Annotated in this window: 25 protein-coding genes; 14 read left to right on the forward strand and 11 right to left on the reverse strand. The window is 72.5% G+C overall.

Features of this window, described 5'->3' with window-relative positions:
* Window position 1 precedes the first annotated feature (1 nt).
* Entirely contained in the window at window positions 2–598 is a 597-nt protein-coding gene (locus ACWDRB_RS22230) for a hypothetical protein (RefSeq protein ID WP_449896435.1), read from the reverse strand.
* Between the two features lie 221 nt (window positions 599–819).
* On the opposite strand from ACWDRB_RS22230, the gene ACWDRB_RS22235 reads away from it, so the two are divergent.
* Both ACWDRB_RS22235 and ACWDRB_RS22240 read left to right on the forward strand, forming a co-directional pair.
* Window positions 820–3,462, forward strand: coding sequence for an NACHT domain-containing protein (locus tag ACWDRB_RS22235; RefSeq protein WP_449896437.1), 2,643 nt, complete (start codon window positions 820–822; stop codon window positions 3,460–3,462).
* Between the two features lie 202 nt (window positions 3,463–3,664).
* On the forward strand, window positions 3,665–4,963 hold the full coding sequence (locus ACWDRB_RS22240) for a UDP-glucose dehydrogenase family protein (protein WP_449896439.1): 1,299 nt from the start codon (window positions 3,665–3,667) through the stop codon (window positions 4,961–4,963).
* A 616-nt stretch (window positions 4,964–5,579) separates the two neighbouring features.
* Here the strand turns inward: ACWDRB_RS22240 and ACWDRB_RS22245 are convergent.
* The gene (locus tag ACWDRB_RS22245; protein ID WP_449896441.1) at window positions 5,580–5,855 is read right to left on the reverse strand and encodes a hypothetical protein; all 276 of its coding nucleotides are present in this window, start codon (window positions 5,853–5,855) and stop codon (window positions 5,580–5,582) included.
* Here ACWDRB_RS22245 and ACWDRB_RS22250 point away from each other — a divergent pair.
* Both ACWDRB_RS22250 and ACWDRB_RS22255 read left to right on the forward strand, forming a co-directional pair.
* Window positions 5,854–6,186, forward strand: coding sequence for a hypothetical protein (locus ACWDRB_RS22250; RefSeq protein WP_449896443.1), 333 nt, complete (start codon window positions 5,854–5,856; stop codon window positions 6,184–6,186). The two genes, ACWDRB_RS22245 and ACWDRB_RS22250, sit on opposite strands and share 2 nt — an antisense overlap.
* A gap of 438 nt (window positions 6,187–6,624) precedes the next feature.
* Window positions 6,625–6,927 (forward strand): hypothetical protein, encoded by a 303-nt coding sequence (locus tag ACWDRB_RS22255; RefSeq protein ID WP_449896445.1) that lies wholly within the window; start codon window positions 6,625–6,627, stop codon window positions 6,925–6,927.
* A gap of 93 nt (window positions 6,928–7,020) precedes the next feature.
* Here ACWDRB_RS22255 and ACWDRB_RS22260 read toward each other — a convergent pair whose 3' ends face one another.
* Window positions 7,021–7,602, reverse strand: a complete 582-nt coding sequence (locus ACWDRB_RS22260; RefSeq protein WP_449896447.1) for a peptidase — start codon at window positions 7,600–7,602, stop codon at window positions 7,021–7,023.
* A gap of 378 nt (window positions 7,603–7,980) precedes the next feature.
* Between ACWDRB_RS22260 and ACWDRB_RS22265 the strand changes: the two genes are divergently transcribed.
* Both ACWDRB_RS22265 and ACWDRB_RS22270 read left to right on the forward strand, forming a co-directional pair.
* Window positions 7,981–8,979 carry a LacI family DNA-binding transcriptional regulator gene (locus tag ACWDRB_RS22265; protein WP_449896449.1) on the forward strand — a complete coding sequence of 333 codons (999 nt, stop codon included), beginning with the start codon at window positions 7,981–7,983 and terminating at the stop codon, window positions 8,977–8,979.
* Between the two features lie 358 nt (window positions 8,980–9,337).
* A complete protein-coding gene (locus tag ACWDRB_RS22270; RefSeq protein WP_449896451.1) occupies window positions 9,338–10,147 on the forward strand; it encodes an alpha/beta hydrolase in 810 nt (269 codons plus the stop codon).
* Between the two features lie 16 nt (window positions 10,148–10,163).
* Here the strand turns inward: ACWDRB_RS22270 and ACWDRB_RS22275 are convergent, their stop codons facing one another.
* Genes ACWDRB_RS22275 through ACWDRB_RS22290 form a run of 4 tightly spaced genes read right to left on the reverse strand, consistent with a single transcriptional unit; the run spans window position 10,164 to window position 13,644 of the window.
* Complete coding sequence (locus ACWDRB_RS22275; RefSeq protein ID WP_350734816.1) at window positions 10,164–10,595, reverse strand: type II toxin-antitoxin system PemK/MazF family toxin; 432 nt, start codon at window positions 10,593–10,595, stop codon at window positions 10,164–10,166.
* Entirely contained in the window at window positions 10,579–11,745 is a 1,167-nt protein-coding gene (locus ACWDRB_RS22280) for a glycosyltransferase family 4 protein (RefSeq protein ID WP_449896453.1), read from the reverse strand. The genes ACWDRB_RS22275 and ACWDRB_RS22280 overlap by 17 nt, the downstream gene beginning before the upstream one ends.
* Entirely contained in the window at window positions 11,669–12,538 is an 870-nt protein-coding gene (locus ACWDRB_RS22285; protein WP_449896455.1) for an SGNH/GDSL hydrolase family protein, read from the reverse strand. The genes ACWDRB_RS22280 and ACWDRB_RS22285 overlap by 77 nt, the downstream gene beginning before the upstream one ends.
* Window positions 12,535–13,644, reverse strand: a complete 1,110-nt coding sequence (locus tag ACWDRB_RS22290; RefSeq protein ID WP_449896457.1) for a glycosyltransferase — start codon at window positions 13,642–13,644, stop codon at window positions 12,535–12,537. Before ACWDRB_RS22290 ends, ACWDRB_RS22285 begins: the two co-directional genes overlap by 4 nt.
* Window positions 13,645–13,823: 179 nt before the next feature.
* Here ACWDRB_RS22290 and ACWDRB_RS22295 point away from each other — a divergent pair, with 179 nt between their 5' ends.
* Together ACWDRB_RS22295 and ACWDRB_RS22300 are read left to right on the forward strand one after the other, a co-directional pair.
* Window positions 13,824–14,936 (forward strand): anion permease, encoded by a 1,113-nt coding sequence (locus tag ACWDRB_RS22295; protein ID WP_449896459.1) that lies wholly within the window; start codon window positions 13,824–13,826, stop codon window positions 14,934–14,936.
* Between the two features lie 13 nt (window positions 14,937–14,949).
* A complete protein-coding gene (locus tag ACWDRB_RS22300; RefSeq protein ID WP_449896461.1) occupies window positions 14,950–15,195 on the forward strand; it encodes a hypothetical protein in 246 nt (81 codons plus the stop codon).
* Window positions 15,196–15,208: 13 nt separating this feature from the next.
* Here the strand turns inward: ACWDRB_RS22300 and ACWDRB_RS22305 are convergent, their stop codons facing one another.
* Window positions 15,209–16,285, reverse strand: coding sequence for an epoxide hydrolase family protein (locus ACWDRB_RS22305; protein WP_449896463.1), 1,077 nt, complete (start codon window positions 16,283–16,285; stop codon window positions 15,209–15,211).
* A 51-nt stretch (window positions 16,286–16,336) separates the two neighbouring features.
* Here ACWDRB_RS22305 and ACWDRB_RS22310 point away from each other — a divergent pair, with 51 nt between their 5' ends.
* The 3 genes from ACWDRB_RS22310 to ACWDRB_RS22320 are packed head-to-tail and all read left to right on the forward strand — an operon-like array spanning window position 16,337 to window position 19,202.
* The gene (locus ACWDRB_RS22310; protein WP_449896465.1) at window positions 16,337–17,281 is read left to right on the forward strand and encodes a helix-turn-helix transcriptional regulator; all 945 of its coding nucleotides are present in this window, start codon (window positions 16,337–16,339) and stop codon (window positions 17,279–17,281) included.
* A 4-nt stretch (window positions 17,282–17,285) separates the two neighbouring features.
* The gene (locus ACWDRB_RS22315; protein ID WP_449896467.1) at window positions 17,286–18,059 is read left to right on the forward strand and encodes an acyl-CoA thioesterase domain-containing protein; all 774 of its coding nucleotides are present in this window, start codon (window positions 17,286–17,288) and stop codon (window positions 18,057–18,059) included.
* A gap of 42 nt (window positions 18,060–18,101) precedes the next feature.
* Window positions 18,102–19,202, forward strand: coding sequence for a helix-turn-helix domain-containing protein (locus tag ACWDRB_RS22320; RefSeq protein WP_449896469.1), 1,101 nt, complete (start codon window positions 18,102–18,104; stop codon window positions 19,200–19,202).
* Between the two features lie 27 nt (window positions 19,203–19,229).
* On the opposite strand, the gene ACWDRB_RS22325 is transcribed toward ACWDRB_RS22320, so the two are convergent.
* The 3 genes from ACWDRB_RS22325 to ACWDRB_RS22335 form a co-directional block, all read right to left on the reverse strand.
* The gene (locus ACWDRB_RS22325) at window positions 19,230–19,580 is read right to left on the reverse strand and encodes a VOC family protein (RefSeq protein WP_449896471.1); all 351 of its coding nucleotides are present in this window, start codon (window positions 19,578–19,580) and stop codon (window positions 19,230–19,232) included.
* Window positions 19,581–19,851: 271 nt separating this feature from the next.
* Window positions 19,852–21,276 (reverse strand): NADP-dependent phosphogluconate dehydrogenase, encoded by a 1,425-nt coding sequence (gene gndA / locus ACWDRB_RS22330; RefSeq protein WP_449896473.1) that lies wholly within the window; start codon window positions 21,274–21,276, stop codon window positions 19,852–19,854.
* A 63-nt stretch (window positions 21,277–21,339) separates the two neighbouring features.
* The gene (locus ACWDRB_RS22335) at window positions 21,340–22,032 is read right to left on the reverse strand and encodes an HAD family hydrolase (RefSeq protein ID WP_350734796.1); all 693 of its coding nucleotides are present in this window, start codon (window positions 22,030–22,032) and stop codon (window positions 21,340–21,342) included.
* A gap of 24 nt (window positions 22,033–22,056) precedes the next feature.
* Between ACWDRB_RS22335 and ACWDRB_RS22340 the strand changes: the two genes are divergently transcribed.
* From ACWDRB_RS22340 to ACWDRB_RS22350, 3 genes are all read left to right on the forward strand, one after another.
* Complete coding sequence (locus ACWDRB_RS22340) at window positions 22,057–22,695, forward strand: SDR family oxidoreductase (RefSeq protein WP_449896476.1); 639 nt, start codon at window positions 22,057–22,059, stop codon at window positions 22,693–22,695.
* Between the two features lie 5 nt (window positions 22,696–22,700).
* A complete protein-coding gene (locus ACWDRB_RS22345; protein WP_364241630.1) occupies window positions 22,701–23,735 on the forward strand; it encodes an aldo/keto reductase in 1,035 nt (344 codons plus the stop codon).
* A gap of 82 nt (window positions 23,736–23,817) precedes the next feature.
* Window positions 23,818–26,301 (forward strand): ATP-dependent Clp protease ATP-binding subunit, encoded by a 2,484-nt coding sequence (locus tag ACWDRB_RS22350; RefSeq protein WP_449896478.1) that lies wholly within the window; start codon window positions 23,818–23,820, stop codon window positions 26,299–26,301.
* Window positions 26,302–26,353: the final 52 nt, after the last annotated feature.

A 26,353-nucleotide genomic window follows, 5' to 3' on the forward strand; every position in this document is an offset into this window, starting at 1 on the left:
ATCACTCGCTTTCCGTGGCCGGTCGAGCAATTGACTGAGGCGAGTCGGACGGGTCCGCGCAAAGGCGGTCCGCCAGGAGTCGCCGGCGGGTGGCAGCGCCGAGCAGGGCGAAACACACGCCCCAGCCGCCGATGGCGAGCACGGCGGCGATCGGTCCGAGCATCGCCAGGGATGGTGTGAGGACGACGAAGACGTACAGGCCGGTGATCAGCGGGGTGAAGCGCCCGATGCCCGGCCAGACGCCGCGGCGCACGGTGGCCACGCTCGCCACCAGCAGGCCGAGACCGGACAGCGGGGAGGCGATCGCGAAGATCATGCCTGCCGCGTCTGCCGAGACGAGGGCCGCGAGCTCGGCCGGAACGAACACGGTCACGGCCACGGCGGTCGTCCGGAAGCCGACCCTGGCGACCAGGCCGGATGCCGATCGTGCCAGCAGGAAGAACCCGGCCGCCTGGGGCACGTGCATGACGGCCAGGCACACCGTCCACCAGGCGGGTGAACGGCTGTCGAAACCGAGCGGAGAGACCAAGACCGCGACGAAGGCGGCCGCAGCCTGCAGCAGGCCGCCGATGATGAGCCAGGGAGCGGGGTGCTTCATGGCGTTGTTCCTTCCGTGGGGGCCGCGGGATCGCCCGACGGCCGCGACCGGGGTGTGAAGTGACATTCGGCGTCCGGAAGGTTGTCCGGCAACGGACGCGGACAGTTCGTCCGAGCGAGCAGTGGAGCCGCAGGTGATGGCCTACGCTTCAAGGCACGAGGGGTGTCCGGTGCCGCCGGACACCTGGTGGGGTCGGCGGTCGGCTGGGGCGAGGTGCTCGGGTGCTCGACGATTCGGATCCCCGGCTGCCGTTCGCGCGGCGGCTGCGGGCGTTGAAGGACGCCGCCGCGGTCTCGGTCCGCGAGCTGGAGGCGGCCAGCGGCCGAACGCCGCGCCGTCGTGCCGGGCAGCCGCCGTTGACGCTGAAACGCAGCACGATCGCCGGAATGATCAGCCAGACCCGCCCCGTTCGGCCGGAGCAGGCGCATGTCGAGGTCTTCGTCGACACCTGCCTGCGCCTCGCCCGGCAATCCGGCCGGAGCCTGCCCGCCGAGCTGAGCGAGCCCCAGGCTTGGGACGCGGCCTACCGGGAGCTGCTGGTGCGACTGGCCGAAACCCGCAGCGGCAGGCGGCTGGCCGACGAGGCCGCCAAGCGGCTGCGTTCCATGCCGGAGGCACCCGCGCGGCCCGCCGGCGAACCGGCCGGCGACGGCACAGGGCAGCGGATCCGGCACGGCCACGGTTCAGCCGGTCCGGCCTCCGTTCGCGCGGCGGCCGAGGCGGCGTGGTGGCCCGCGCCCTCGGCGCCGTTCCACGTCCGGCGCAGGACGGGCCCCGCGCCGGTGACGGCGCAGGCGATAGCGGCCGCCAAGGAGGTGCTGGCCGGGCTGGTCGGGCAGCAATGGCGCGTGGAGGCGACGCTGCGGTCGCTGGACGACCCCGACCCCATCCCGGTGCGCTGGCGGCTGACCGACGACCTACGGCTGATGGACCATCCGGCCAACCTCACCCCCGCCTCGTTGCCGCTGACCGCCTCGAGCGACGACGTCTCCGCACTGGCCGACCGGTTACGCGCGATGCGCCGCCAACGCCTGGTGATCCTGGGCGGCCCGGGCACGGGCAAGACCACGCTGGCCGTTCAGCTGCTGCTGGAACTCCTGGCCACCCGCCACGATCATGAGGAAGAGCCGGTGCCGGTGCTGTTGCCGGTCGCCGACTGGGACACCGCGGTCTTCCCGCTGATGCACGACTGGCTGGCGGCGCGGCTCGCGCAGGACTACCCGGCGCTGCGCGCCACGGGCCTGGGCTCCGAAGCGTCCGCGGTTCTGGCGGCACGCGGGCACATCCTGCCGGTGCTGGACGGCCTGGACGAGCTCCCCGCTGCGGCCCGGGCGGCGGTCATCACCACGCTCAACCGTTCACTCGGGGCAACCGACCAGCTCATCGTGACCGGCCGCACCCGCGACTACCGCAGCGCCGTCGAGGGCGCCGGTGACGTGCTCACTTCGGCGGTGGTCATCGAGCCCGACCCGCTGGACCCCGCCGTGGCCGCCGGATACCTGCGGCGCTGCCTGCCGGGCCGGCCGCACCCGGCGTGGGAGCACATTCTCACCGGCCTGGCCGGCACCCCCGCCGACCCGGCGGACCCCATCAGCACGCTGGCCGGCGCCCCCGCCGACCCGGCGGACGCCATCAGCACGCTGGCCGGCGCCCCCGCCGACACCGCGGGCTCCATCGGCACGCTGGCCGGGGTCACCGCCACCCCGCTCGGGTTGTGGCTGCTCCGAGCCGTCTACATCGCCCCGCACGCCGACCCGGCCGCCCTGCTCGACGCCGCCCGGTTCCCCGAACCTGCCACGCTGCGTGCCCACCTGTTCGACCGGCTCATCACGGCGCTGATCGACACCCGCCCGCCCAGTGCCCATCCGACCGACCTGTTCCGGCCTCGGCGCCGCCACGACCCCGCCCAGGTCCGGCACGTGCTCGGCTACCTCGCCCACCATCTCACCCATCCCCGCAACCCGGACGGCACCCCTCGTACGCGGGATCTGGCCTGGTGGCGACTGGCCGGCAGCACCCGTAGCGTCACCCCCGTGATCCGGCTCGCCCTGGGGCTCATCGTCGCGCTCATGATCGCGACCGTCGCCACGGTCGCGACCGGGCTCGCCGAGGGCTTCGCACCGTTCCCGACGCTCGGCCTGGTCTACGGGCTGGCGTTCGGACTCACCGCGGGCCTCGTCATCGCGTTCGCGGCGCGCTCCTGGGCGCGGCAGAGACCAGGTTTCGCCGACCTGCGGCTACGCGGGCGCCGGTTCAGACCCAGGTTCAGGCCGGTACGGGGGCTGCTTCTCGGCCTCGCCACCGGGCTGGCGATGGTGGTCATGATGTGGCTCACCGTCGATTCCCTCGCCGCCGCGCTCGTCGCCGGGGTCACCTCCGGCCTGGCGGTCGGCCTCGTCCACGGTTTCGCGGCCGGATTCGCCGCATGGGCCGAGGCCCCGTCCCCGGCCGGAAGGGCCAGCACCCCCCTGACCAGTTGGCGTGCGGACCGCACGCTCAACCTCGTCCGGGCCGCCACCGTCGGCGCCACCGCCGCCCTGACCGGCGGCCTGGCGGGCGGGCTCGCCGCCGGGCTCGTCGACACCCCCGCCTTCGGAGTCGCCGTCGGGCTGACCTACGCGCTCACCTTCGGCGTCACCGCCGGGCTCGCGGCCGGACATCACCACGCCTGGATGGCCTACCAGATCGCCACCGCCCGCCTGGCCCTGGCCGGCATCCTTCCCCGCGCGCTGATGTCCTTCCTGGACGACGCTCACCGGCTCGGACTGCTCCGCACGGTCGGCCCGATCTACCAATTCCGGCACGCCGAACTCCAAGACCATCTGGCCACCCTCCCGACGCCTCCGCCGCCGACCCGGCGATGAAGACGACATGGAGCGCCAGGCCCACCCGCGCCGCGCCGCTTCGCCGAGTCCCGCGAAGCCACGGGCCAGCCCGGGCCATGAAGGAGGTGGCGGCTATGGTGGGACCTCCTTGTGAAGCTTGTGAAGGGACACCGGCACGCAGGTCCCGAGCCGCTCGGCTCTGCTCGGCCACGCGTTGCGGAGAAAGGGGACGGGCTGCCGCATGGTGGGAAAGCCGCACTACCGGCGTGTTGTTGTGTTCGGGGCGGGATACATCGGTCTGGTGACCGGTGCCTGCCTCGCCGACCTCGGCCACCGGGTGGTGGTCCGGGACATCGACCCGGAGAAGATCAGGCTGTTGCAGGCCGGCGATGTGCCGATCTACGAGCCGGGCCTGGGCGACATGATCGCCCGGAACAAGGAGCGGCTGAGCTTCACGCTGGACCTGGATGAGGCCGTCACCGGTGCCGAGATCGCCTATGTCTGCGTGGACACGCCGCCGTCGGCTTCCGGTGACGCGGACCTGTCACGGGTCTGGTCGGTGGTGACGGCCCTGAAGGACGCCGCTCACCTGCGAGCCGTGGTGGTCAAATCCACCGTGCCGGTGGGCACCGGCGGCCGGGTGCGAGCCGCGCTGGATGCCGCCGGGCTCGGCCACGTCGGCTATGCCGCGAACCCGGAGTTCACCGCTGAGGGCCGCGCGGTCAGCGACTTCATGCATCCCGACCGCATCGTCATCGGGACGTCCGACGAAGCGACCGCCCGCCTGCTCACCGAGCTGCACGAGGGCGTGGACGGGCCGGTCGCGGTGATGAGCGTGCGCTCGGCGGAGATGGTGAAGCTCGCGGCGAACGCACTGCTCGCCACCAAGATCAGCTTTATCAATGAGATCGCCACCTTGTGCGAGAAGACCGGGGCCGACGTCGAGGAGGTGGCTCACGCCGTCGGACTGGATCATCGCCTGGGACCGCACTTCCTGCGGCCCGGCATCGGCTGGGGCGGCTCGTGCTTCCCCAAGGACAGCGAGGCGCTGCGGCAGCTGGCCAACAACACCGGCTACCACCTGCAGCTGCTGTCAGCGGTGATCGAGGTCAACAATCTGCAGAAGCGGCGGGCGATCCAGAAGCTCAAGGACGAGCTCGGCACGCTGGCGGGTGCGCGGGTGGCACTGCTCGGCCTGACGTTCAAGCCGGGGACGGACGACATGCGCGAGGCGCCCAGCACCGTCCTGGCGGCCCGGCTGCTCGCCGAGGGGGCCGAGGTGCACTGCTGGGATCCGATGGCCCGCCCGGCCGCGGCCGAGCCCTGGACGTCGACAACGCGCCATGCGAGCGTGGAGCAGGCGCTGGAGGGCGCGGACGCGGCGATCATCGTCACCGAGTGGCCGCAGCTCACCCAGGTCGACTGGGCGCAGGCCGTCGCGACGATGCGCCAGCCGCTGCTGTTCGACGGCCGGAACCTGCTGGACCCGGCGACGATGCGGGCCGCCGGCTACCACTACCTCAGCGTCGGCCGACCCTGACGGGCATGACGCTCGCCTGCTGATCCGCCCGTTATCCCGGCGGGCGGATCAGGTGGGCCCGGCCCGCCGCGGCGACCGGACTGCATCCGGAGTTCCGCCGCGCCCGGGTGGTCTCCAAGGGCGGCGTCATCGCGTACGTACACCGGGCCACACGCACCGCCCCCACTGCCAGGCCGACGGCATGTGCGGCACGAGGCGCCGACTCGTGAGGTCGGTGCCGGCCAGGGGCTGCGCGGGTCTCCCCTTCGCCGTCGCGTCATAGCTCTTGCCGTTGCCCGTGATTGCAAGGCCCTCGACAGAACGCCCTAAGAGACATTTATTGCGTGTCATTCATCCGTGAGCTCGACTCAGCGGAGATGCCACGAAAAATTCGGCTCCAAAGAGGCGTTGGGGTGAGCCCGGCTGACGTCGCAGGACATTAGAGTGCCGCTCTTCCGTTTTTCTTCCGTCCGTCTTCCGTCGCAGGTGAGCGATGGAATTCCCGTCTGGGAAGCCGCTTTCCTCCGCCGGTCGAACGAAGGGGATTGCTATCGGAGCGGTTCCAGAATTCGCCGCCGCCCGCAGATGTCGGGCGAATCTGCTATACCTCTCAAGGCCGCGCGAAATGTGCGTGGCATTAACGGTCGCGGAGTGCCTGACACAGGTCGGTAATCACCGCGTCGTCGAGACACACAACGTTCCGGAAAGGGATCCGCATGTCCATGTACGAACGGCAAGCCCCCACCCAATTCGAAGACCGGCGCGCCGCCATGGCCCCCCAGAGGCCGGCGAACTTAACCCGAGCGGTGTACGCGGCCATCGCCACAGCGGCGCTCAACGTGATCAGCGCCGTCGGAATCATCGTCTCCGGCACAGAGGCGATCAAAGAACAGATCGCCGCGAATTCGGACATGGGCTCTGCCCCCGTGAGCCTCGACGAGGTCGACATCCAGAGCGACCGGTTCGAGGGGCTCCAGATGATCTACTCCGGGCTCGCCTACAACACGATCTTCTGGTCGCTCGTGCTCGTACTGCTCGCCTGGCTGGCGCTGCGTGGCGGCACCGCCGTCCGGATCTTCGCCACCATCATCGTCATCTTCTCCGTCCTGTTCAAGGTGGTGAGCCTGTTCATCACCCTGCCCACCCTCACGCTGGTCGCCGACGCGCTCGTCGCTGTGCTGGGTGTGGCCGCGACCATCCTGTTCTTCGGTGCCGGTGGCAAGGCCGCCCGCCAGGGAAGGTGACCCGCTCCGCCTTATGGCTGGGACCCCAATGTCCGGGTCCGAGCCATAAGGCGTGCAGTCGCACCACTGGAGCGGCGGCACCACCGCCACGGAGCGTGACCGTCAGTTCGCCGAGCTGGTCGCCGACCTCACGTCCTGGTAATGCCCGTGGAGTACGCCGGCTTCACGCTCGGGCCCGCCGGCTGCTTCGACCGCAACCCCGCGACCGCCCCTCGCGCCCGCCGCAGGTGACGGGGGCTTTCGCAGGTGGGTACGGGCCGTCGCCGCCGTTCGGCGCAGGCCACGGTGTGCGGGCGACGGTGTGCCGGTCGGTGCCCGCGAGTGCCGTGGCTCGCAGAATGATCTTGCTGGGCGTGTCGCCGTGTCGCTCGCCTTAAGTGACTAATCAACTACTGACTGTGCATGATTAGGGGGTTGTCTTCTCAGAAGGGATCCGCTATGCGTTCCATCCTCGCCCTGCTGACCGTGGCCGCCACGGCCGTCACGCTCACCGCCACCCCGGCCACCGCCGCCTCGGGAGCCGTGATCATCAGCAACCTCGGCGAGCCTGCGTGGGGGATCGGGGACCCACGGCCCGGCGATTGCCACGACCTCGGCCCGGGCTACCATGCCGTGATCAACGAGACCGACGGCCCGATCTTGGTCTACTCCGACCATGCTTGTGAGGGGGAGCCCATGCTCGTGCACGCCTACGACAGAACCCAATACGGCCTGCACTACTCCTTCGAGGCGATGACCTGACCACCGCTGTCATAGCCGCGCGGCCGCACTGCGCCTTTTCGGAGCGGTGCGGCCGGCTTGGCAGAACGCTCCTTGCCGGGCGACGCGATCTGGCTAGACGCGCCGCATGCTCAAGGCGATGCCCCGGCCGGCGAAGAAGGACGCGAACACCTCGATGGGGAGCCTCGCCCGGCGGGCGTCGGGGGTGTGTCCCGATGGGTTGTGCAGATGCAGCAGCCCGTGGTCGTGGCCGGTGATGAGGACCAGGTGCCCGCCGCGGCCGGGTGCGGGCGCCTCGGGCCGGCGGATCTCCTTGTGGACGGAGGCGATCACCAGGCGCCCGTCCGCGAGCAGGTCGGGCAGTTCGGCCGCGGCGAGATGCGGGTGCACGTCAGCGGGCATGCCGTGCTCGGCGCGCACGTAGTCGGCGAACGGGGCGTAGATCAGGCCCTTGATCTGGCCGTCGTCGTCCTCGACATAACCGCCGTAGTCGCGGCAGCCGCGCAGAAGCTCCAGAAGGGGCGGCGCATGGCCATCGCGATGATCAAGGGCCATGTGCAGGCAGGCCATCCCGCAGCAGTGCCGGCACCAGCGGCCGTACTCCGCCTGGGTGTGCGCTCCCGAAAGGCGCCATCGTGGATCGTCGGCGGGATCGGCTCCGTCGTAGACGATGGCGCCGATCCGATCTGTGCTCATGTACTGGGTGTACAGGGTGACACCCTCATGAACTGCCTGCTGACTGCTGCCCGCTCCGGGCGTGCAGGCCGGACACCCCACCATCTCTCCCAACAGCGGTTGCGCGGCCGACCGGCGACCGGAGCGTGGTCCAGGAGATCTAGCCCCCGGACAGGACCACGCCCATTGTGCCGGAAGCGATCTCGATCTGCCTGCGACACCGGGCCAGACGACGACCTGGTTGATGTCGAACGGCAGTGACGGCAAGGTGCCGGCTCCGTGCACCGGCTTCTTCGACCGACCCGGCCGCGGCCTCGGACGGAGGTTGTCACACCTGGTGTCGAACCCCTGGTCGAAGGCGTTATGATCAAAGCGACATTACGCCTGCGACGAGGAACGATGTCGAGCATCAAAGAGGTCGCCCGGCTCGCCGGGGTCTCCGTCGGCACGGTGAGCAATGTGCTCAACCGGCCCGACATGGTGGCCCCCGACACCCGGCTGCGGGTGCGGGCCGCGATCGCCCGCCTCGGCTACGTCCGCAACGGCTCCGCCCGGCAACTGCGGGCCGGCCACAGCCGGACCATCGGCGTGGTCGCGCTCGACCTGGCCAACCCGTTCTTCATCGACGTGCTGCGCGGCGTCGAGACCGCCGCGCAGCGGGCCGAGCTCACCGTGATGGTCTTCAACAGCAACAAGGACGCCGGCCGCGAGGCGGGGCTGCTGGAGACGTTCGAGGAGCAGCGTCCGCTGGGCGTGCTGATCACGCCGGTCAACGACAGCGCCGAGGAGGAGCGGCTGCGCCGGCTCGTCTCGCGCGGCATCCCGGTGGTGCGCTTCGACAGCTCGGCCCCGCACAGCCACGGCTGCGCGGTCGCGGTCGACGACGTGCTCGGCGGGCGGCTGGCCGGCCGGCACCTGCGCGAGCGGGGGCACCGCCACATCGCCTTCGCCGGCGGGCCGTTCACCGTCCGCCAGGTGCGGGAGCGGCACGAGGGCCTGTCCGCCGTGCTCTCGCCGGACGACCGGCTCACTGTCATCCCCCTGCCCGACCTCACCATCGCCACCGGGCGGCTGGCCGGCGAGGAGATCGCCACCCGGCCGCCGTCCGAGCGTCCCACCGCGGTCTTCTGCGCCAACGACCTGGTGGCCATCGGGGTGCTGCAGGAGATGACGCAGCGCGGGCTGCGGGTCCCGGGCGACCTGGCCATCCTCGGGTACGACGACATCGACTTCGCCGCGGCGGCCGCCGTGCCGCTGTCGTCCATCCGGCAGCCGCGCGAGCAGCTCGGCCACACGGCGGCCGTGATGCTGCTGGAGGAGGCCAACCGGCCGGTCGGTCACGAGCACCGCCAGGTGATCTTCCAGCCCGATCTGGTGGCACGCGCCTCCACCAGGTAGCCTCACCGCGCCGCAGTGCGCACCGCCCTCCGAAGGCGTCGCAGCCGGCGGGTGCCCCTTGCGCGCGTGATCGGCCCGGCGGTTCGCCCGTCAGCGGGGCCGTGCGCGGGATCGGCGGCTGCCGCCTGCTCGTCGTTTCACGGGTGACTACGACCACCACCGCCGCCGCATCGCGGCGTGCCGTGGGCGGCGCATGTCCCAGTCCCGTCGCCCCCTTCCCCTCCGCGGGACCTAAGCCGGAGTGCGGCCCGCACGCGGCCACCGGGCGCCTTGCCGACGGCCGGCGGGTCGCCGTCGACGGCGACGCGGGAACCGTCACCCCCGTCCACTCCTGACATCGACGAGAGCAGGCACCGCCATGGAACTCATCCCCTTATGGGAGGGCGCCTCGCAGGAGGCGATGCTCGGTCACGAGACCTTCCTCCCCGAGATCACGACGGCCGGGGAACTCCGGCTGATCCGCAATGTCCAGGCCCCTTCGCTGACCGTCCACACCCCCGATCCGTCCGTGGCGACGTGCACCGGGGTGATCCTGTGCCCCGGCGGCAGCTTCGCCACCCTCCCGCACTGGGACGACCCCGAGATCGACGGCATCGTGCGCCGGCTCACCGAGCCGGGCCTGACCGTGTTCGTCCTCAGATATCACCTGATGCCGACGCCGCGCGACGACCGCGCATTCGTACGGATGGCGTCGAACGGCATCACGGGCGCCATCAAGACGCACGCCCGCGTCGCCAAGGACGATGCCCTCCTGGCCATGCGCGTCGTCCGCGAGCGGGCCGCCGCCTGGGGCGTCGACCCGCGGCGCATCGGGATCATGGGCTTCTCCGCGGGCGGCCTGCTCACGACCGTCACCGCGACGGGGTACGACGCGGCCACCCGGCCCGGCTTCGCCGCGGCGATCTACGGCACCTCCTTCGACCCGTACACCGTGCCGCCGGACGCGCCGCCGCTGTTCATCGCGTTCGCCGGTGACGACGTGGGCGAGGGGGTCGTGTCGTCCGGTCTCGCGCTGTACGCGGCCTGGCACGCCGCCGGCCACCCGGCCGAGATGCACGTCTACGCCACGGGCGGCCACAGGTTCGCCGGGGCCCCGCCCGGCCCGCCGAGCAGCTCGTGGACGGACCGGTATCTCGACTGGCTCGGCCAGGCGGGTTTCCTGGGCTGACGCGCCGTGACGGGGGCTACCGGCCGGCGTCCCAGCCGTAGGTCTTCATGAGCCGGGCCGCCACCCGAGCGAAGCGGTCGCCGTCGAGCACCGCGCCCTCGCGCCGGATGTCGTCCTCGTCCAGCACGAACACCCGGTCCAGCCGTACGTACGACACCCGCTCGTCCCGGCCCCAGGCACCCAGCTCCACCCAGTCGGGCCCGTCGTCGCCCTTGCTGGAGAGCATCACGCCGAGGAGCCTGCGTCCGGTCCGGCCCACGACCAGCAGGGGGCGGTCCTTGCCGCGGGACGGGTCCTCCTCGTAAGGAACCCAGGCCCAGACGATCTCCCCCGGGTCGGCCAGGCCGTCGAGGTCGGGGGAGTAGGACAGGGTGGCCGAGTCGCCGAGGGAGTGGATCTCGCGTACCGCGCCCCGGACGGGCCGGGGGTCCTCACCTAGATCGCGCATTGGGGGAGCCTACGGCGGCGCGCCGCCGAAATCCAGCCGGGCCCGGAGAGGCCGGCTCGCCCGTCACGACGCCGTGATAGTGGCCGACCAGCTCCTCGCACACCGAGGCCCAGTCGCGGTCGCGCACCGACTCCCTGGCCTGCCGGGCCATGCGGGCGCGGCGATCGGGGTCCCCGGCGAGGGCGGCGACGGCCGCGCGCAGCGCCGGCGGGTCGCCGCCGGCGTAGAGCAGGCCGTTGGCCCCCGGCCGGACCAGGTCGAGGGGGCCGCCCGCGGCCGGGGCGACGACCGGCACGCCGGAGGCGAGGGCCTCCTGGACGGCCTGGCAGAAGGTCTCGTTGCTGCCGGTGTGGACGAACACGTCCAGAGAGGCGAGGACGCGGGCCAGGTCGGGGCCGGTGCGCAGGCCGAAGAACTCCGCCCCGGGCAGCAGCCCGCGCAACCGCCGCTCCATGGGGCCCGTCCCCACGACGGCCAGCCGCACCCCGGGGACGTCGGCGAGCGCGGCGAGCAGCTGAGGCTGTTTCTCGGCGGCCAGGCGACCGGCGTATCCGACGATGGTCTGGCCGTCCGGGGCGAGCCGGCGGCGCAGCTCCTCGCTGCGGTGCCGGGGATGGAACAGGTCGAGGTCGACGCCGCGGCCCCACAACGACAGGCGGGGTATGCCGTGGCCGGCCAGCTCGCGCAGGGTCGGCGTGGAGGGGGCGAGGGTACGGGTGGCGTGCCGGTGCACCCGCCGCAGCCACGACCAGATGACCGGGTCGCCGCGGACGCCGTACTGGCGGGCGAATCCGGCCAGGTCGGTCTGGAACACGGCCACGGTGGGCAGGCCGAGCCGCCGGGCGGCGGCCATCCCGGCCGCGCCCAGCAGGGCGGGGGAGGCGAGATGGACGACGTCGGGCTTGAAGCCGGCGAGCGTACGGGACAGGCGCATGCCGGGCAGGCCCACCGTGACGGAGCGGTAGAACGGCAGGGCGAGGCTGCGGACCGGGTGGACCGGGAAGCCCGCGTAGGACGGGGGAGCGGGGGCCGGGGCGACCACCATGGCGTCGTGCCCGGTGGCGGCCAGGTGGTCAAGAACGCGGCAGACCGAGTTGGTGACCCCGTTGACCTGGGGCAGGAACGACTCGGCCACAATGGCGACCCTCATGTGATGTTTCATCCCGGTTGGGGGCGACGTCCGGTTCACCGGCAGTCGCCCGTACGGCGAATTTCTCGTGCCAGATCTCCTGGGCGACGAGCCTCGCGAAGGCGGGCAGGAAGTCGCGGGACCGCCGGACCAGCCAGGCGGTGCCCGCGGTGGCCAGCCAGAAGGCGCTGGCCCAGGCGGTGGGCTCGGCGTTCGCGGGCTCCGGGTTGGGCAGCCGCGCGGGGACGCCGCGCTCGCGCAGTTCGGCGGCGAAGAGCCGGGCCAGGTGGCGGTGCCCGCGTTCGCTGGGGTGCAGGCGGTCGGCGCCCCACATGCGCCGCTCATACAGGGCGGGTTGCCGGGCGAGATCGAGGTGGATGGTTCCGTGGCGGTGCGCGAGGCCGGTCACGATCGTGTTGACCACGTGGACGCGCCGGGCGAGAGGGCGGCGCAGCAGCTCCGGGATCCGCAGCATGAGGCCGGGGTCGGGCAGCGTGGCGGTGAGCACGGTGACCTGGTCCGCGCGCAGCCGGGTGATCAGGCGTTCCAGGTCCGCGTGGATCTGGCGGGGGGCGAAGTCGCCGCGCAGGGTGTCGTTCACGCCGACGAGCACGGTGGCGAGGGACGGGCGCAGGGCCAGCGCCCGGGGGAGCTGGTCGCGTACGACGTCGGCGACGCGGGCGCCGCAGACGGCGAGGTTGCTCAGCTCGGTGGGCGCCAGCGCCTCGGCCAGGAGCCCGGCCCAGCCGCGCCCCGGCACCGGATCGCCCAGTCCGACCGTGACCGAGTCGCCCAGGGAGACCATCCGCGTCATCGCGGCCTCGCGGGCGTGCCGATCAGGCCGTGCGCGTCCAGGAAGCCCCGGACCGCGGCGGGCCAGCCGTACCGCTCGGCCCTGGCCCGGGCCCGCTCCCGGCGCCCGGGGTCGGACAGCAGCTCCTCGATCGCGCCGGCGTAGGCCGCGGGGTCGTCGGCCACCGCCGCCCCCGCCGGGCCGATGACCTCGGGCAGGGCGCTGTCGCGCGTGGCCACGACCGGGGTGCCGCTGGCCAGCGCCTCCAGCGCCGCCAGGCCGAACGTCTCCACCGGGCCGGGGGCGAGGGCCACGTCCGCGGTGGCGAGCAGCGCGGCCAGCGCGTTCCGGTCGGCGAGGTGGCCGAGGAAGCGGACCGGCAGTCCGTCCGCCAGCCGGGTGAGCCTGGGCCGCAGCGGCCCGTCGCCGGCCACCACCAGCACGGCCGGGACACCCCTGCGGCGCAGCTCGGCGAGGGCGCGGATGGAGCGGTCGGGCCGCTTCTCGGGAGACAGGCGGCCGCAGTGCACCAGCAGCGCCTCGCCCCGCGCGGCCAGGCGGGAGCGCAGGCCGGGGTCGAAGCGCTCGGGGGAGAACGTGGCGAGGTCCACCCCGAGCGGCACCCGGACCAGGTTCGGCACGCCCAGCCTGGCGAACTCGGCCGCGGCCCAGGCGGTCGTGCACACCACGGTGTCGAACCGGGCCGCGGTGGCGCGGTTGACGGGGTCGGCCAGCCGGCCGAGGGGACCGTACAGGCGCAGCAGCGCCGACAGGCTCTCGTGCGAGACCATGACCGAGCGGACGCCCGCGGTCCTGGCCCAGGGGCCGAGCCAGCGCAGGGTGGTGCGGTCCGACACCTCGATCCGGTCGGGTGCCAGCTCCTCCAGGAGGCGTCTCAGCGTGCCGCGGGCGGCGATGACCCGGTAGCCGCCGAGACCGGGGACCACCGGGCCCGGCAGGGTGACGACCCGTCCGGCCGGGGTCCGCTCGTCGCGGGCCGCCACGCCGGGGACGACCAGGACGGGCTCGTGTCCCGCCGCCGCGTAGCCGGCGCCGAGCTCGTGCAGGGCGGTACGCAGCCCGCCCGACGTGGGAGTGACGAAGTTCGCTAACCGAACGATACGCACGTCTGGATGATGGCCGGAGATCTGTCCTAATCGGCTAATTAACCATGAACCACTCCGTAACCCTCCTTGGCCGGTATTTGGCGGTGCCGCGGGTATGCATGATGGCCGACAGGAGTTCACGGCCGGTTCATCGCCCCGGTCTACCGTCCTGGTGACGTCGAGACGATGGGGAAACCCTCATGGAGCATGTGACGTTCCTGGTCGTCGTGGTGATCATCACGGCGCTGGTGTTCGACTTCACGAACGGCTTCCACGACACGGCCAACGCGATGGCCACCTCGATCGCGACCGGCGCGCTGCGGCCGCGGGTGGCGGTGGCGATCTCGGGCGTGCTGAACGTGGTGGGCGCGTTCCTGTCGGTCGAGGTGGCCAGGACGATCTCGGGCGGGATCGTGGACGACACCCTGGTGACCCCGCCGATGGTGTTCGCCGGGCTGATCGGCGCGATCCTGTGGAACCTGCTCACCTGGCTCCTGGGGCTGCCGTCCAGCTCCTCGCACGCCATGTTCGGAGGGCTCATCGGCGCGGTGTGGGTGGGCGCCGGCATCCAGGGCGTGAACTTCGGCACGGTGGTGCAGAAGATCCTCATCCCGGCGGTGGCCTCGCCGCTGATCGCCGGGTTCGTCGCGATGATCGCCACCTTCCTGGCGTACTCGCTCACCGCCAGGGCCCGGCACGAGTCGGTGACGGGCACGTTCCGGTTCGGGCAGATCGTCTCGGCCTCGCTGGTGTCGCTGGCGCACGGCACCAACGACGCCCAGAAGACCATGGGCGTCATCACGCTCACGCTGATCTCGTCCGGGGCGCTGGCCTCCGGCTCGAACCCGCCGCTGTGGGTGATCGCCACCGCCGGGCTGGCCATCGGGCTGGGCACGTACCTCGGGGGCTGGCGGATCATCCGCACCATGGGCAAGGGCCTCACCGAGATCGAGTCGCCGCAGGGCTTCGCCGCCGAGGCGAGCGCGACCACGGTCATCCTCGCCTCCTCCCACCTGGGGTTCGCGCTGTCGACCACGCAGGTGGTGTCCGGCGCGATCCTCGGCACCGGGCTGGGCCGCCGGCTGGCCAAGGTGCGCTGGAGCGTGGCGGGCCGGATGGCGCTGGCCTGGCTGCTGACCCTGCCGTCCGCCGCCGCGGTGGGCGCGGTCGTGGCGGCCGTGGCCACCACCGGCACCCTCGGCGTCGCCGTCACCGCGCTGGTGGCGATCGCGGCGGCGGGCGGCCTGTACGCGGCCAGTCGCCGCGAACCCGTTCACGCGGGCAACGTCAACGACGTGCCCGCCCACGTCTGAAGGGCGGACGCCGATGGACATCAAATGGGACGCCCTCGGACAGGTCTTCGTCATCAGCCTTGCCGTCAGCGTGATCGTCGTCGCGGTCTTCTCGCTCGGCGCGCTGGCGCTCGCGGCCCGTCAGTCGGCCCGTCAGTCGGCGCAGGAGCGGGGGACCGGCACCGGCGCGGGCGGCCTGGCCGCGGCCGTCCTGTGCTTCACCGCCTGCGCCGCGGTCGTGCTGTACGGCATCTACCTGATCGTCCCGCAGTTCCACTGACCTCCGGGGGCGTTCACAGCCCTGCGAAGAAGGTCCTGATGTCGGCGGCCAGCAGGTCGGGGGCCTCCAGGGCGGCGTAGTGGCCGCCCGTCGCGAACTCCGACCAGTGGACCACGTTGTGCGCCTGCTCGGCGTACCGCCGGACCGTGCTGTCGCCGGGGAAGACCGCCACGCCCGTCGGGGTCTTGCCCGGCGCGTCCGGCACCGCCCAGTCGCCGCCGCTCTCCCGGTAGATGCGGGTGGAGGATCCGGCGGTGCCGGTGAGCCAGAGGATGGAGACGTCGGTGAGGACGTCGTCGGCGGGCACCCCGCCCACGTCCCGCCCCCAGGAGGCGAACGCGTCGAGGGTCCAGCCGAGCAGCCCGGCCGGCGAGTCCGCCAGGGCGTACGCGAGCGTCTGCGGCCTGGTGCCCTGGATGGCGGCGTACCCGGAGAACTCCTTCCGCCACCGTTCGACGCCCCGGGCCCGCTCCGTCTCGGCCTCGGTCAGGCCCGACATGTCGTCGGTGACGAACGCGGTGAGCGCGTTCACGTGCACGCCGACCACCCGTTCGGGGGCCAGCCGCGCCACGGCGGGGGAGACCAGGGCGCCGAAGTCGCCGCCCTGCGTGCCGTAGCGCTCGTAACCGAGCCGCGCCATCAGCTCCACCCAGGCGGCGGCGACCCGCCGCACGCCCCAGCCCGGCTCCGTCGTGGGGCCCGAGAACGCGAACCCCGGGATGGACGGGATGACCAGGTGGAAGTCCCGGCTGAGCGGCCCGGCGACGCGCGAGAAGTCCGCGAACGTGCTGGGCCAGCCGTGCGTCAGCAGCAGCGGCAGCGCGTCGGGCCGGGGCGAGCGCACGTGCGCGAAGTGCACGCGCTGCCCGTCGATCACGGTCGTGTACTGCGGGAACGCGTTGAGCCTGGCCTCGTGCGCGCGCCAGGAGTAGCCGTCGAGCCAGTACGCGGCCAGCTCGCCGACGGCTTCGGGCGGCACCCCGTACGACCAGCCGACCCCGTCGAGGGCGTCGGGCCGGCGGGTGCGCTCCAGCCGCTCACGCAGGTCGTCGAGCCGGTCCTGGGATATGTCGATGACGAATTCGTCCATGCCCGCAACGCTAGGAGCTATTGCGGCCAGATTCGGGCCACAATGGTGTCCGTGTTGGACACCTCGGCGAGATTGCTGCGCCTGCTGGCCCTCCTGCAGGCCCGGCGCGAGTGGCCCGGCGCCGACCTGGCGGAGCGGCTCGGCGTCGCCCCCCGGACGATGCGCCGCGACGTCGACCGGCTGCGCAGCCTCGGCTACCCGGTCCATTCGACGCCCGGCGTCTCCGGCGGCTACCGGCTTGGCGCGGGCGCGCAGCTGCCGCCGCTGCTGCTCGACGACGAGGAGGCCGTGGCGGTCGCGGTCGGCCTGCGCACCGCCGCGAACGGCACCGTGACCGGCATCGAGGAGACCTCCCTGCGCGCGCTGGCCAAGCTCGAACAGGTCCTGCCCGCCCGCCTGCGGCAGCGGGTCAACACGCTGCAGCGGCACACCGTACGCATCGATCGCGCGGGCCCCACCGTGGACCCCGACGTGCTGACCCACGTGGCCGCCGCCTGCCGCGACCACGAGCAGCTCCGCTTCGACTACACCGGCCACCGGGGCGAGAGCGCGCTCAGGAGGGCCGAGCCGCACAGCCTCGTCACCAAGGGCAACCGCTGGTACCTGGTCGGCTGGGACGCCGACCGCGGCGACTGGCGCACGTACCGGGCCGACCGGATGCGTCTTCGGACCCCGAACGGCCCGCGCTTCACGCCGCGCGAGCCGCCCGCCCCCGACGTCGCCGCCTGGGTGCAGCACCGCCTGGCGCACGAGATGTGGCCGTACGAGAGCCGCTTCCTGCTGCGCGCGCCCGCCGAGCGGATCGAGGGCCGGACGGCGGGCGCCGTCGAGCCGGTGGACGAGCACACCTGCCTGCTCACCCTGCGCGGCGACGACCTGCGCATGATGGCCATGGTGGTGGCCTTCCTGGACGTGGACTTCGAGGTGCTGGAGCCCCTGGAGCTGAAGGAACACCTGCGTGCTCTCGGAGAACGGCTGCTCTCCTCTAGAATCTGATTCTGTGTCAGCGTTCTTCACCCAGAAGAAGGGCGAGCTGGTCCCCGCGCCGCACGCCCGAGGTCCCTGGTCCCCCGACATGCTCCACGGCCGCCTGCTCGGCGGGCTCGCCGCCCGCGCCATCGAGCGCCGCTACGCCCAGCCGGGGCTGCACTTCGCCCGCCTGACGGTCGACCTGTTCCGCAACAGCCCGATGGTGCCGGTCACGGTGGAGACCTCGCTGGTCAGGGCCGGGCGCAGGATCCTCGTGGCCGACGCGGTGATCATCACCGAGCAGGGGGTGATCGGGAGGGCCGGCGCGGTGCTGCTGCGGCAGGGGGAGCAGCCGGAGGGGGAGCAGACGTTCGTCACGCCCCCGTGGGACACGCCCGCGCCCTCCGAGCCGCCAGTGGATGGGCAGGCCACGTGGAAGCCGCCGTTCGACCTGTGGCGCGTGACCGAGTGGGCGGCGCCCGGGCCGGGGCGGGTGTGGATGCGGGAGTCGCATCCGCTGGTGGACGAGGAGCCTTTGACGCCGTTCGTACGCGCGGCGCTGGCCGCCGACTTCGCCAGCCCGCTGAGCAACTCCGGGGTGGAGGGGCTGCGCTTCATCAACGCCGACTACACGCTGACGCTCGCCCGGCTCCCGTCCGCGGAGCTGATCGGGGTCGAGGCCACCGGCCACCTGTCCGCCGCCGGGGTCGCCACGGGGCAGGTCACCATGCATGACGCGAGCGGGCCGTTCGGGTTCTGCGTGGTGACGGCGGTCGCCAACACGATCGGCATCGGCGGCCGCTAGTGCCGCAGGAGAATGTCGTACCCGCGGCGTAACGTTCCGCGGGTGCGTTCAGCTGCGCGTCTCGCCGCCGGGGACGGGTTCCACCTCGATGCCGTGACCTGCGCCGACGACCATCGCGGGTGGTCGGCGGCGGAGCTGGGCTCCGCGCACCGCCTGGTGCTGGTGCGCCGCGGCCTGTTCCGGCGCAAGGCGGACGGCAGGGCCGCCGTGATCGACCCGACGATGGCCTACCTCGGGGTGCCCGGCGAGGAGGAGCACTTCGCCCACCCGGCGGGCGGCGACGTGTGCACCTCGGTGTCCCTGACCCCGGAGCTGTGGCACACGCTCGCGGGGGAGGGCCCGCCAGGCCGGCCGACCCTGTATGTGGACGCCCGCCTCGACCTCGCCCACCGGCGGTTCCTGGTGGCGGCGCGGGGCGGGGACACGGCTTTCGAGCTGGCCGAGTCCCTGCTCTCCCTCATCGCCACCAGCCTCGCCCAACTGACCCCAACCCCAACACCGGCCTCTTCCGGTTCGGGCGCCATGGATGCGCCCCGCCCCGGAACGAGCACCACCGAGACGTCCGTCACCCAGACCACGGCGCCTGCCCTTGGGCCGGAAAGCATCGAAGCGCCGGCTCTTGGGTCGCGCGGCACCGAGGCAACCGCCGGCGTGATGCCCGGCCCTCGGCTGGGTACCGACGCCGCCGCCTCTCGGACGGACGACGCCGGGGTTGGTGGCGTGGGAGGAGCCGACACCAGGGGGCGGGGTGTCGCGAAGGCGTGTGCAGCCAAGGGGGGCGCCCCCCGGGGCGGCGGTGGGCCGAGGCCCGGTGCGGTGATCGCCGACGCCGCCCGGGAGGCCATCGCCGCCGATCATCCGGCGGCGGGTGGGCTGATGTCGCTGGCCGAGCTCCTGGCCGTCTCGCCGTACCAGCTCAGCCGGGCGTTCACCCGGGAGCTGGGCGTCTCCCTGACCCACTACCGCAACCGCGTGCGCGTGGGCCGGGCGCTCGACCGGCTGGAGGACGGCGAGCCGAGCCTGGCCGGGCTGGCCGCCGACCTCGGGTTCGCCGACCAGGCCCACCTCACCCGTACGATCCGCCACCACGTCGGCCACACCCCGACCGCCCTGCGCCGCCTGCTCGCCCCCCGCACTCCCTGAACGAGAGCGCGAGGGACACCTGACGAGTCAGCCGCCCATGACGCAGAAGGGGTGGCCTTCGGGGTCGAGGAGCACGGTCCAGTCGCCGCCGCCCGGCTGGAAGTCGGGCACGGTGGCGCCGAGATCGGCCAGTTCCTTCATGGCGGCCTCGACGTCGGGGACCGTGAAGTCGAGGTGCGCGTGCTTGCCGCTGTCCGGCCAGGCCGGGCCCCGGTAGCCGTCGATCCGCTGGAAACCGACCGAGACCGGGCCGCCCTCGAGGCTGACGAAGTCGGGGTCACCCGGGCTGATCCGCCAGCCGGTGGCCTGCGCGTAGAAGGACGCCAGGGCGGCGGGGTCGGCGCTGTCGATGACGATGGAGGTAAGTGTCGCTGTCATGCGCCCAGCCTCCCGGGGACCGGGCGGCCGGGTCTTGAACATCCTTGCACCACCGCCCACCACCGCCACCCGCACATCGACCGCCCCGACACGACCACCACACCCCTGAGACGACCACCACACCCCCCGAGACGGCCGCCGCCCACCGGCACGGTCGCCGCGTGTCGGTGGCGGTGCGGCCGGAGGGCGGATCGTTGGGCCGGCGGGTGGCGTGGCCGCCGGGGCTCCGGGGCGGCGGTCCGGCGTGGGTGGCGGCGGTGGTGGGTGCGGGTCAGGCCGGGTGTTCGGTGCGGTCGCCGGACCAGTCCGTGTGGAAGGAGCCCTCCTTGTCCACCCGGCGGTAGGTGTGCGCGCCGAAGAAGTCGCGCAGCCCCTGGATCAGCGCGGCCGGGAGCCGGTCGCGCCGCAGGCCGTCGTAGTAGGCCAGCGCCGACGAGAAGCCGGGCGTGGGCACGCCGATCTGCACCGCCGTCGTCACCACGCGCCGCCAGGCCTCCTGCCCCGCGTCCAGCGCGGCCGCGAAGGTCGGGTCGGCCAGGAGCGTCGGCAGGGCCGGGTTGGCGTCGTACGCGGCTCGGATCCGGTCCAGGAACTTGGCCCGGATGATGCACCCGCCGCGCCAGATCGTGGCCATGGCCCCCAGGTCGAGGTCCCAGCCGTACTCACGGGAGGCGGCGGCCATCTGGTCGAAGCCCTGCGCGTACGCGACGATCTTGGACGCGTACAGGGCCTGCCGCACGTCCTCCACCAGCTCGCTCCCCCCGACCCCGGAAAGGCCGGGACCCTGCAGGGACGCGGCGGCGGAGCGCTGCTCCGGGTGGCCGGACAGGGCGCGGGCGAAGGTCGCCTCGGCGATGCCCGTCACCGGCACGCCCAGGTCGAGCGCGCTCTGCACGGTCCACCGGCCGGTGCCCTTCTGCTCGGCCTGGTCCACCACGACGTCCACGAACGGCCGGCCCGTCTCGGCGTCCACCTGGTCGAGCACCTCGGCGGTGATCTCGATCAGGTACGAGTCGAGCTCACCCCGGTTCCACTCGCGGAACACCGTGGCCAGCTCGGCCGGAGTCGCGCCCAGGGCCTGGCGCAGCAGGTCGTACGACTCGGCGATGAGCTGCATGTCCGAGTACTCGATGCCGTTGTGGACCATTTTCACGAAATGTCCGGCACCGTCGGGGCCGACGTGGACGCAGCACGGCACCCCGTCCACCTTGGCCGAGATGTCCTGCAGGATCGGGCCGAGCGCCTCCCACGACTCCTTCGAGCCGCCCGGCATGATGCTGGGCCCGTTCAGCGCGCCTTCCTCGCCGCCCGAGATGCCGGTGCCGACGAAGTGCAGGCCGCGCTCGCGCAGCGCCGCCTCGCGCCGGCGGGTGTCGTCGAAGTGCGCGTTGCCGCCGTCGACGATCATGTCGCCGGGCTCCATCAGGTCGGCGAGCTGGTCGATCACCGCGTCGGTGCCCGCCCCCGCCTTCACCATGATGATCGCCCGGCGTGGCCGCTTCAGCGAGGCCACGAAGGCGGCCAGGTCCTCGGACGGGACGAACGTGCCCTCCCCGCCGAACTCCTTGACCAGCTGCTGCGTGCGCCCATATGTGCGGTTGTGCACGGCTACCGCGTATCCGTGCCTGGCCAGGTTACGGGCCAGGTTGCGCCCCATGGTGGCCAGGCCGGTGACGCCGATGTCTGCCAAGTCCATCTCAAGCTCCTTTGTGGGGGATACGCATGATCCAGCTCGGTGGTTCCAGGGGATATTCCAGCATCAGTCGGACTGTCGGACGCCCAGCTCGTCGAGCCTGTCCAGCATGTCAGCCGGATCGGCGTAGACCCTGAAGGCGCCCGCGCGTTCGAGCTCGTCCCTGCCGTACCCACCGGACTGCAGCCCGATGCCCAGCGCGCCGGCCCGGCGGGCGGCGAGCAGGTCCCAGACGCTGTCGCCCACCACCATGGCATGCGCGGGGTCCACCCGGACCAGTGCCGCACCGGCCAGGAACAGGTCGGGGTCCGGCTTCGCCCGGCGCACCATGTCGCGCGTGATCATCGGGGTGTCGTCCGGCAGGCCCAGCATGCCCAGCGCGAGCCGCGCCGTGCGGGCGTACCCGCTGGTGGCGATCGCCCACGGCACGCCGCGCGAGGAGAGCTCCGACAGCAGCTCCGCCGCGCCGGGCAACGGCCGGACGGAGTGGACCTGCTGCTCGTACGCCTCCATGTGCGTGGTCTGCAACTGTTCGATCTGCTCCCGCGTCAGCTTCAGCCCGGTCTCGCGCAGCAGGGCGCTGACGAACAGCCCGCCGCTCATGCCGATGCGCCGGTGGATCCGCCACACCGACAGGTCGATCCCCATGCTCGACAACGCCTGCCGCCATGCGATGACGTGCTGGTAAACGCTGTCTATCAGGGTGCCGTCCAGGTCGAACAGGAACGCTGGCGTCGGGGCCTCCGGAAACTCGCTCATGGGTCCATGACACCATGAGGGATTATGCGGATCATCATCGCGGGTGGTCACGGGAAGATCGCCCTGCTTCTGGAGGAGCGGCTCAAGTCCGGCGCGGTCGGCATCGTGCGCAATCCCGCGCATGTCGCCGACATCGAGGCCGCCGGAGCCGAGGCCGTGGTGTGCGACCTGGAGCGGGCGACCGTCGAAGAGGTGGCGGCGATCGCCGAGGGCGCCGACGCGGTGGTCTTCGCGGCCGGAGCCGGTCCCGGCAGCGGCGCGGCCCGCAAGGACACCGTGGACCGGGCCGCGTCCGTGCTGCTGGCCGACGCCGCCGAGCGCGCGGGTGTGCGGCGGTTCATCCAGGTCTCCTCCATGGGCGCGGGCAGAGCGCCGCAGGGTGGCGACGAGGTCTGGGCCGCGTACATCACGGCCAAGACCGAGGCCGAGGAGGACCTGCGCGCCCGCGACCTCGACTGGACGATCCTGCGGCCCGGACGGCTGACCGACGAGCCCGGCACGGGCCTGGTGCGGCTGGCCCCCGAGGTCCCGCCGGGGGCGGTGCCCCGCGACGACGTGGCCGCCGTCATCGCGGCCCTGCTCGAAGCCCCCGGTACGGCCCGCAGGACCCTGGAACTCGTCTCCGGGGACACTCCCATCAAGGCCGCTATTGGGACAGAGTGACTTCTGTGACTGAATATCGCGTACTTGGACGTACTGGACTCAAGGTAAGCCCGCTCTGCCTGGGAGCGATGATGTTCGGCGGGTGGGGTGAATCCGACCCCGCGGAGTGCGCCAGGATCATCGACCGCGCGCTCGACTCGGGGATCAACTTCATCGACACCGCCGACGTCTACGCCCAGGGCCAGTCGGAGGAGTTCGTCGGCCAGGCGCTCGCCAAGTCGGGCAGACGCGACGACGTGGTGCTGGCCACCAAGGTCCACGGCGCCATGGGCGAGGGCCCCAACCAGCGGGGCAACTCCCGCCGCTGGATCATCCAGGAGGTCGAGAACAGCCTGCGCCGCCTCGGCACCGACTGGATCGACCTCTACCAGATCCACCGGCCCGACCCGGCCACCGACATCGAGGAGACCCTCGGCGCGCTCACCGACCTCGTACGGCAGGGCAAGGTCCGCTACATCGGCAGCTCCACCTTCCCCGCCCACCAGATCGTCGAGGCCCAGTGGGCGGCGGAGCGGCGCTCGCTCGAACGGTTCGTGTGCGAGCAGCCGCCGTACTCGCTGCTCGCCCGCGGCATCGAGGCCGACATGCTGCCCGTGGCCGAGAAGTACGGCATGGGCGTCATCGTGTGGAGCCCGCTGGCCGGCGGCTGGCTGAGCGGCCGCTACCGCAAGGGGCAGGAGCAGCCGCAGACGCGCAGGGCGTCCCGGCTGCCCGAGCGGTACGACCTGACCAAGGAGGTCAACCAGCGCAAGCTGGACGCCGTCGAGCAGCTCGCCGTGCTGGCCGAGGAGGCGGGCGTCACGCTGGTCGAGCTGGCGATCGCGTTCACGATCAGGCACCGGGCGGTGACGTCGGCCATCATCGGGCCGCGCACCATGGAACACCTGGAGGGCCAGCTCACGGCCGCCGACGTGCGCCTGACGGACGACGTGCTCGACAGGATCGACGAGATCGTGCCGCCGGGCGTCACGCTCAACCCCGCCGACCGGGGCTGGCAGCCGCCGGAGCTGGGCGACGCGGGCCTGCGCCGACGTCCCTGACCTGGTCCGAGGCTTTGCCTGACGCTGGGTGTGACGTTCGGCGTACGCGGTAGGGGTCCCCCGAATCGAGGGGGGACATGCGATGTCGTTTTTCGGTGGGGACCCGTTCAGAGGGTTCGAAGAGCTCACGGGCCGGGTGTTCGGCGGCATGGAATCCTGGCCGCCGACCCGGCCCGGCGTGCAGCGGGTGGACGTCGGCCGGCTGCTGTCCGCCTCGGCGAGGGAGGTCCTGGCGCGGGCCATGGACGCCGCCGGTCAGCGCGGCGCCCCCGACCTGGACGTACTCGACATCCTCGACGCCCTGACGGAGGACGACGCCATCCGCAACACGCTGCGCACGGCCGGGGTGGACGTGGGCCGGGTGCGCGACCGCATCGACGAGGTGGCCGGGCCGGGCGAGGCCGGCGAGCCGCCCGCCACGCTCTCACCGGCCGCCAAGAGGGCCATCCTCGACGCCCAGCGGATCTCGCGTGCGCTGCGGTCGTCGTACATCGGGCCCGAGCACCTGCTGCTCGCGATCGCCGCGCGCCCCGACTCCGGCGCCGCCCGGATCCTCCAGGACCAGGGCGTCTCCGCTAACGAGCTGCAGGAGGCCATGACGGCCGTCCCGCGCCGGACCGACGGCGAGCCGCGCCGCCAGAGCGACACGCCGACGCTCGACGAGTACGGCAGGGACATGACCGAGGAGGCCAGGCAGGGCAGGCTCGACCCGGTCGTCGGCCGTGAGGAGGAGATCGAGCAGGCCATCGAGGTGCTCTCGCGCCGCACCAAGAACAACCCGTGCCTGATCGGCGAGCCGGGCGTCGGCAAGACCGCGATCGTCGAGGGCATCGCCCAGCGCATCGTGAACAACAGCGTTCCCGACACCCTGAAGGACCGGCGCGTCGTCGGCCTCGACCTGACCGGCATGGTGGCCGGGACGAAGTACCGCGGCGAGTTCGAGGAGCGCATCAAGAAGGTCATCGACGAGGTGCGCGCGCACTCCGACGAGATCATCGTCTTCATCGACGAGGTCCACAACCTGGTCGGCGCGGGCGCCGCCGAAGGCGCCATGGACGCGGCCAACATCCTCAAGCCCGCCCTGGCCCGCGGCGAGCTGCACGTCATCGCGGCCACCACGATCGACGAGTACCGCAAGAACATCGAGAAGGACGCCGCGCTCGAACGCCGCTTCCAGCCCATCCTGGTCGCCGAGCCGAGTGTGGAGGAGACGGTCGAGATCCTGGCCGGGCTGCGGGACGCGTACGAGGCGCACCACCAGGTCCGCATCACCGACGAGGCGCTCGACGCGGCCGCGACCCTGTCCGACCGCTACGTCTCCGACCGGTTCCTGCCCGACAAGGCCATCGACCTCATGGACCAGGCTTCCGCCCGGGTGCGGCTGCGCTCGCGCACGCCCGGCGCCGACGTACGGGAGCTGGAGGAACGGCTCGACGCGCTGCGCCGGGACAAGGACCAGGCCGTCTCGGCCGAGGACTTCGACCGCGCCAAGGACCTCACCACGCAGATCGACAAGATCAGACCGGAGGTCGAACGTGCCAGGCACGGCACGGACAGCGTGCCCCTGGTCACGGTCGAGGACATCGCCGAGATCGTCTCCCGCCGCACCGGCATCCCGGTCACCCAGCTCACCCAGCAGGAGCGCGAGCGCCTGATGCGCCTGGAGGAGCACCTGCACGAGCGCGTGATCGGCCAGGAGGAGGCCGTCACCGCCATCGCCGAGGCCGTACGCCGGGCGCGGGCGGGCCTGAAGGACCCGAACCGCCCGATCGGCAGCTTCCTGTTCCTCGGCCCGACGGGGGTCGGCAAGACGGAGCTGGCCAGGGCGCTCGCCGCGGCGCTGTTCGGCGGCGAGGACCACATGGTGCGCGTCGACATGAGCGAGTTCCAGGAGCGGCACACGGTCTCCCGCCTCATCGGCGCGCCGCCCGGATACGTCGGGTACGAGGAGGCGGGTCAGCTCACCGAGGCCGTCCGCCGCCGCCCGCACGGCGTGATCCTGCTGGACGAGATCGAGAAGGCCCACCCGGACGTCATGAACATCCTGCTGCAGATGCTCGACGACGGCCGCCTCACCGACGGCCAGGGCCGCACGGTGGACTTCACCAACACGATCGTCATCATGACCAGCAACATCGGCGCCCAGCTCATCCTGGACTCGCCGGGCGACGTCAAGGAGCTCGAGGACCGGCTCATGGACCTGCTGCGGCACTCGCTCCGGCCGGAGCTGCTCAACCGCATCGACGAGACGATCATCTTCAAGCGGCTGGAGAAGGAACAGCTGCGCCAGATCGTGGACCTGATGCTGGAGCGCACCCGGCAGCGGCTGCGCGGGCAGGGCGTCGCGCTGGAGGTCACGGACGCGGCCAAGGACTGGCTGGCCGAGCGCGGCTACCAGCCGGAGTTCGGGGCCCGGCCGCTGCGCCGCACGGTGCAGCGGGAGGTGGACAACCGGCTGGCCACGATGCTGCTGACCGGGGAGGTCGAGGAGGGGGGCCGGGTGACGGCGGACGTCGAGGGTGACCACCTCGCCTTCCGCGCCACCGCCGCGCAGCCCGCCACCTGACCGCCGCTCCCGGCCTCCCGCGGCGGGGACGCGGTGGGGCGCGGCGGGGGCG

This window comes from Nonomuraea sp. NPDC003707 (assembly GCF_053587055.1).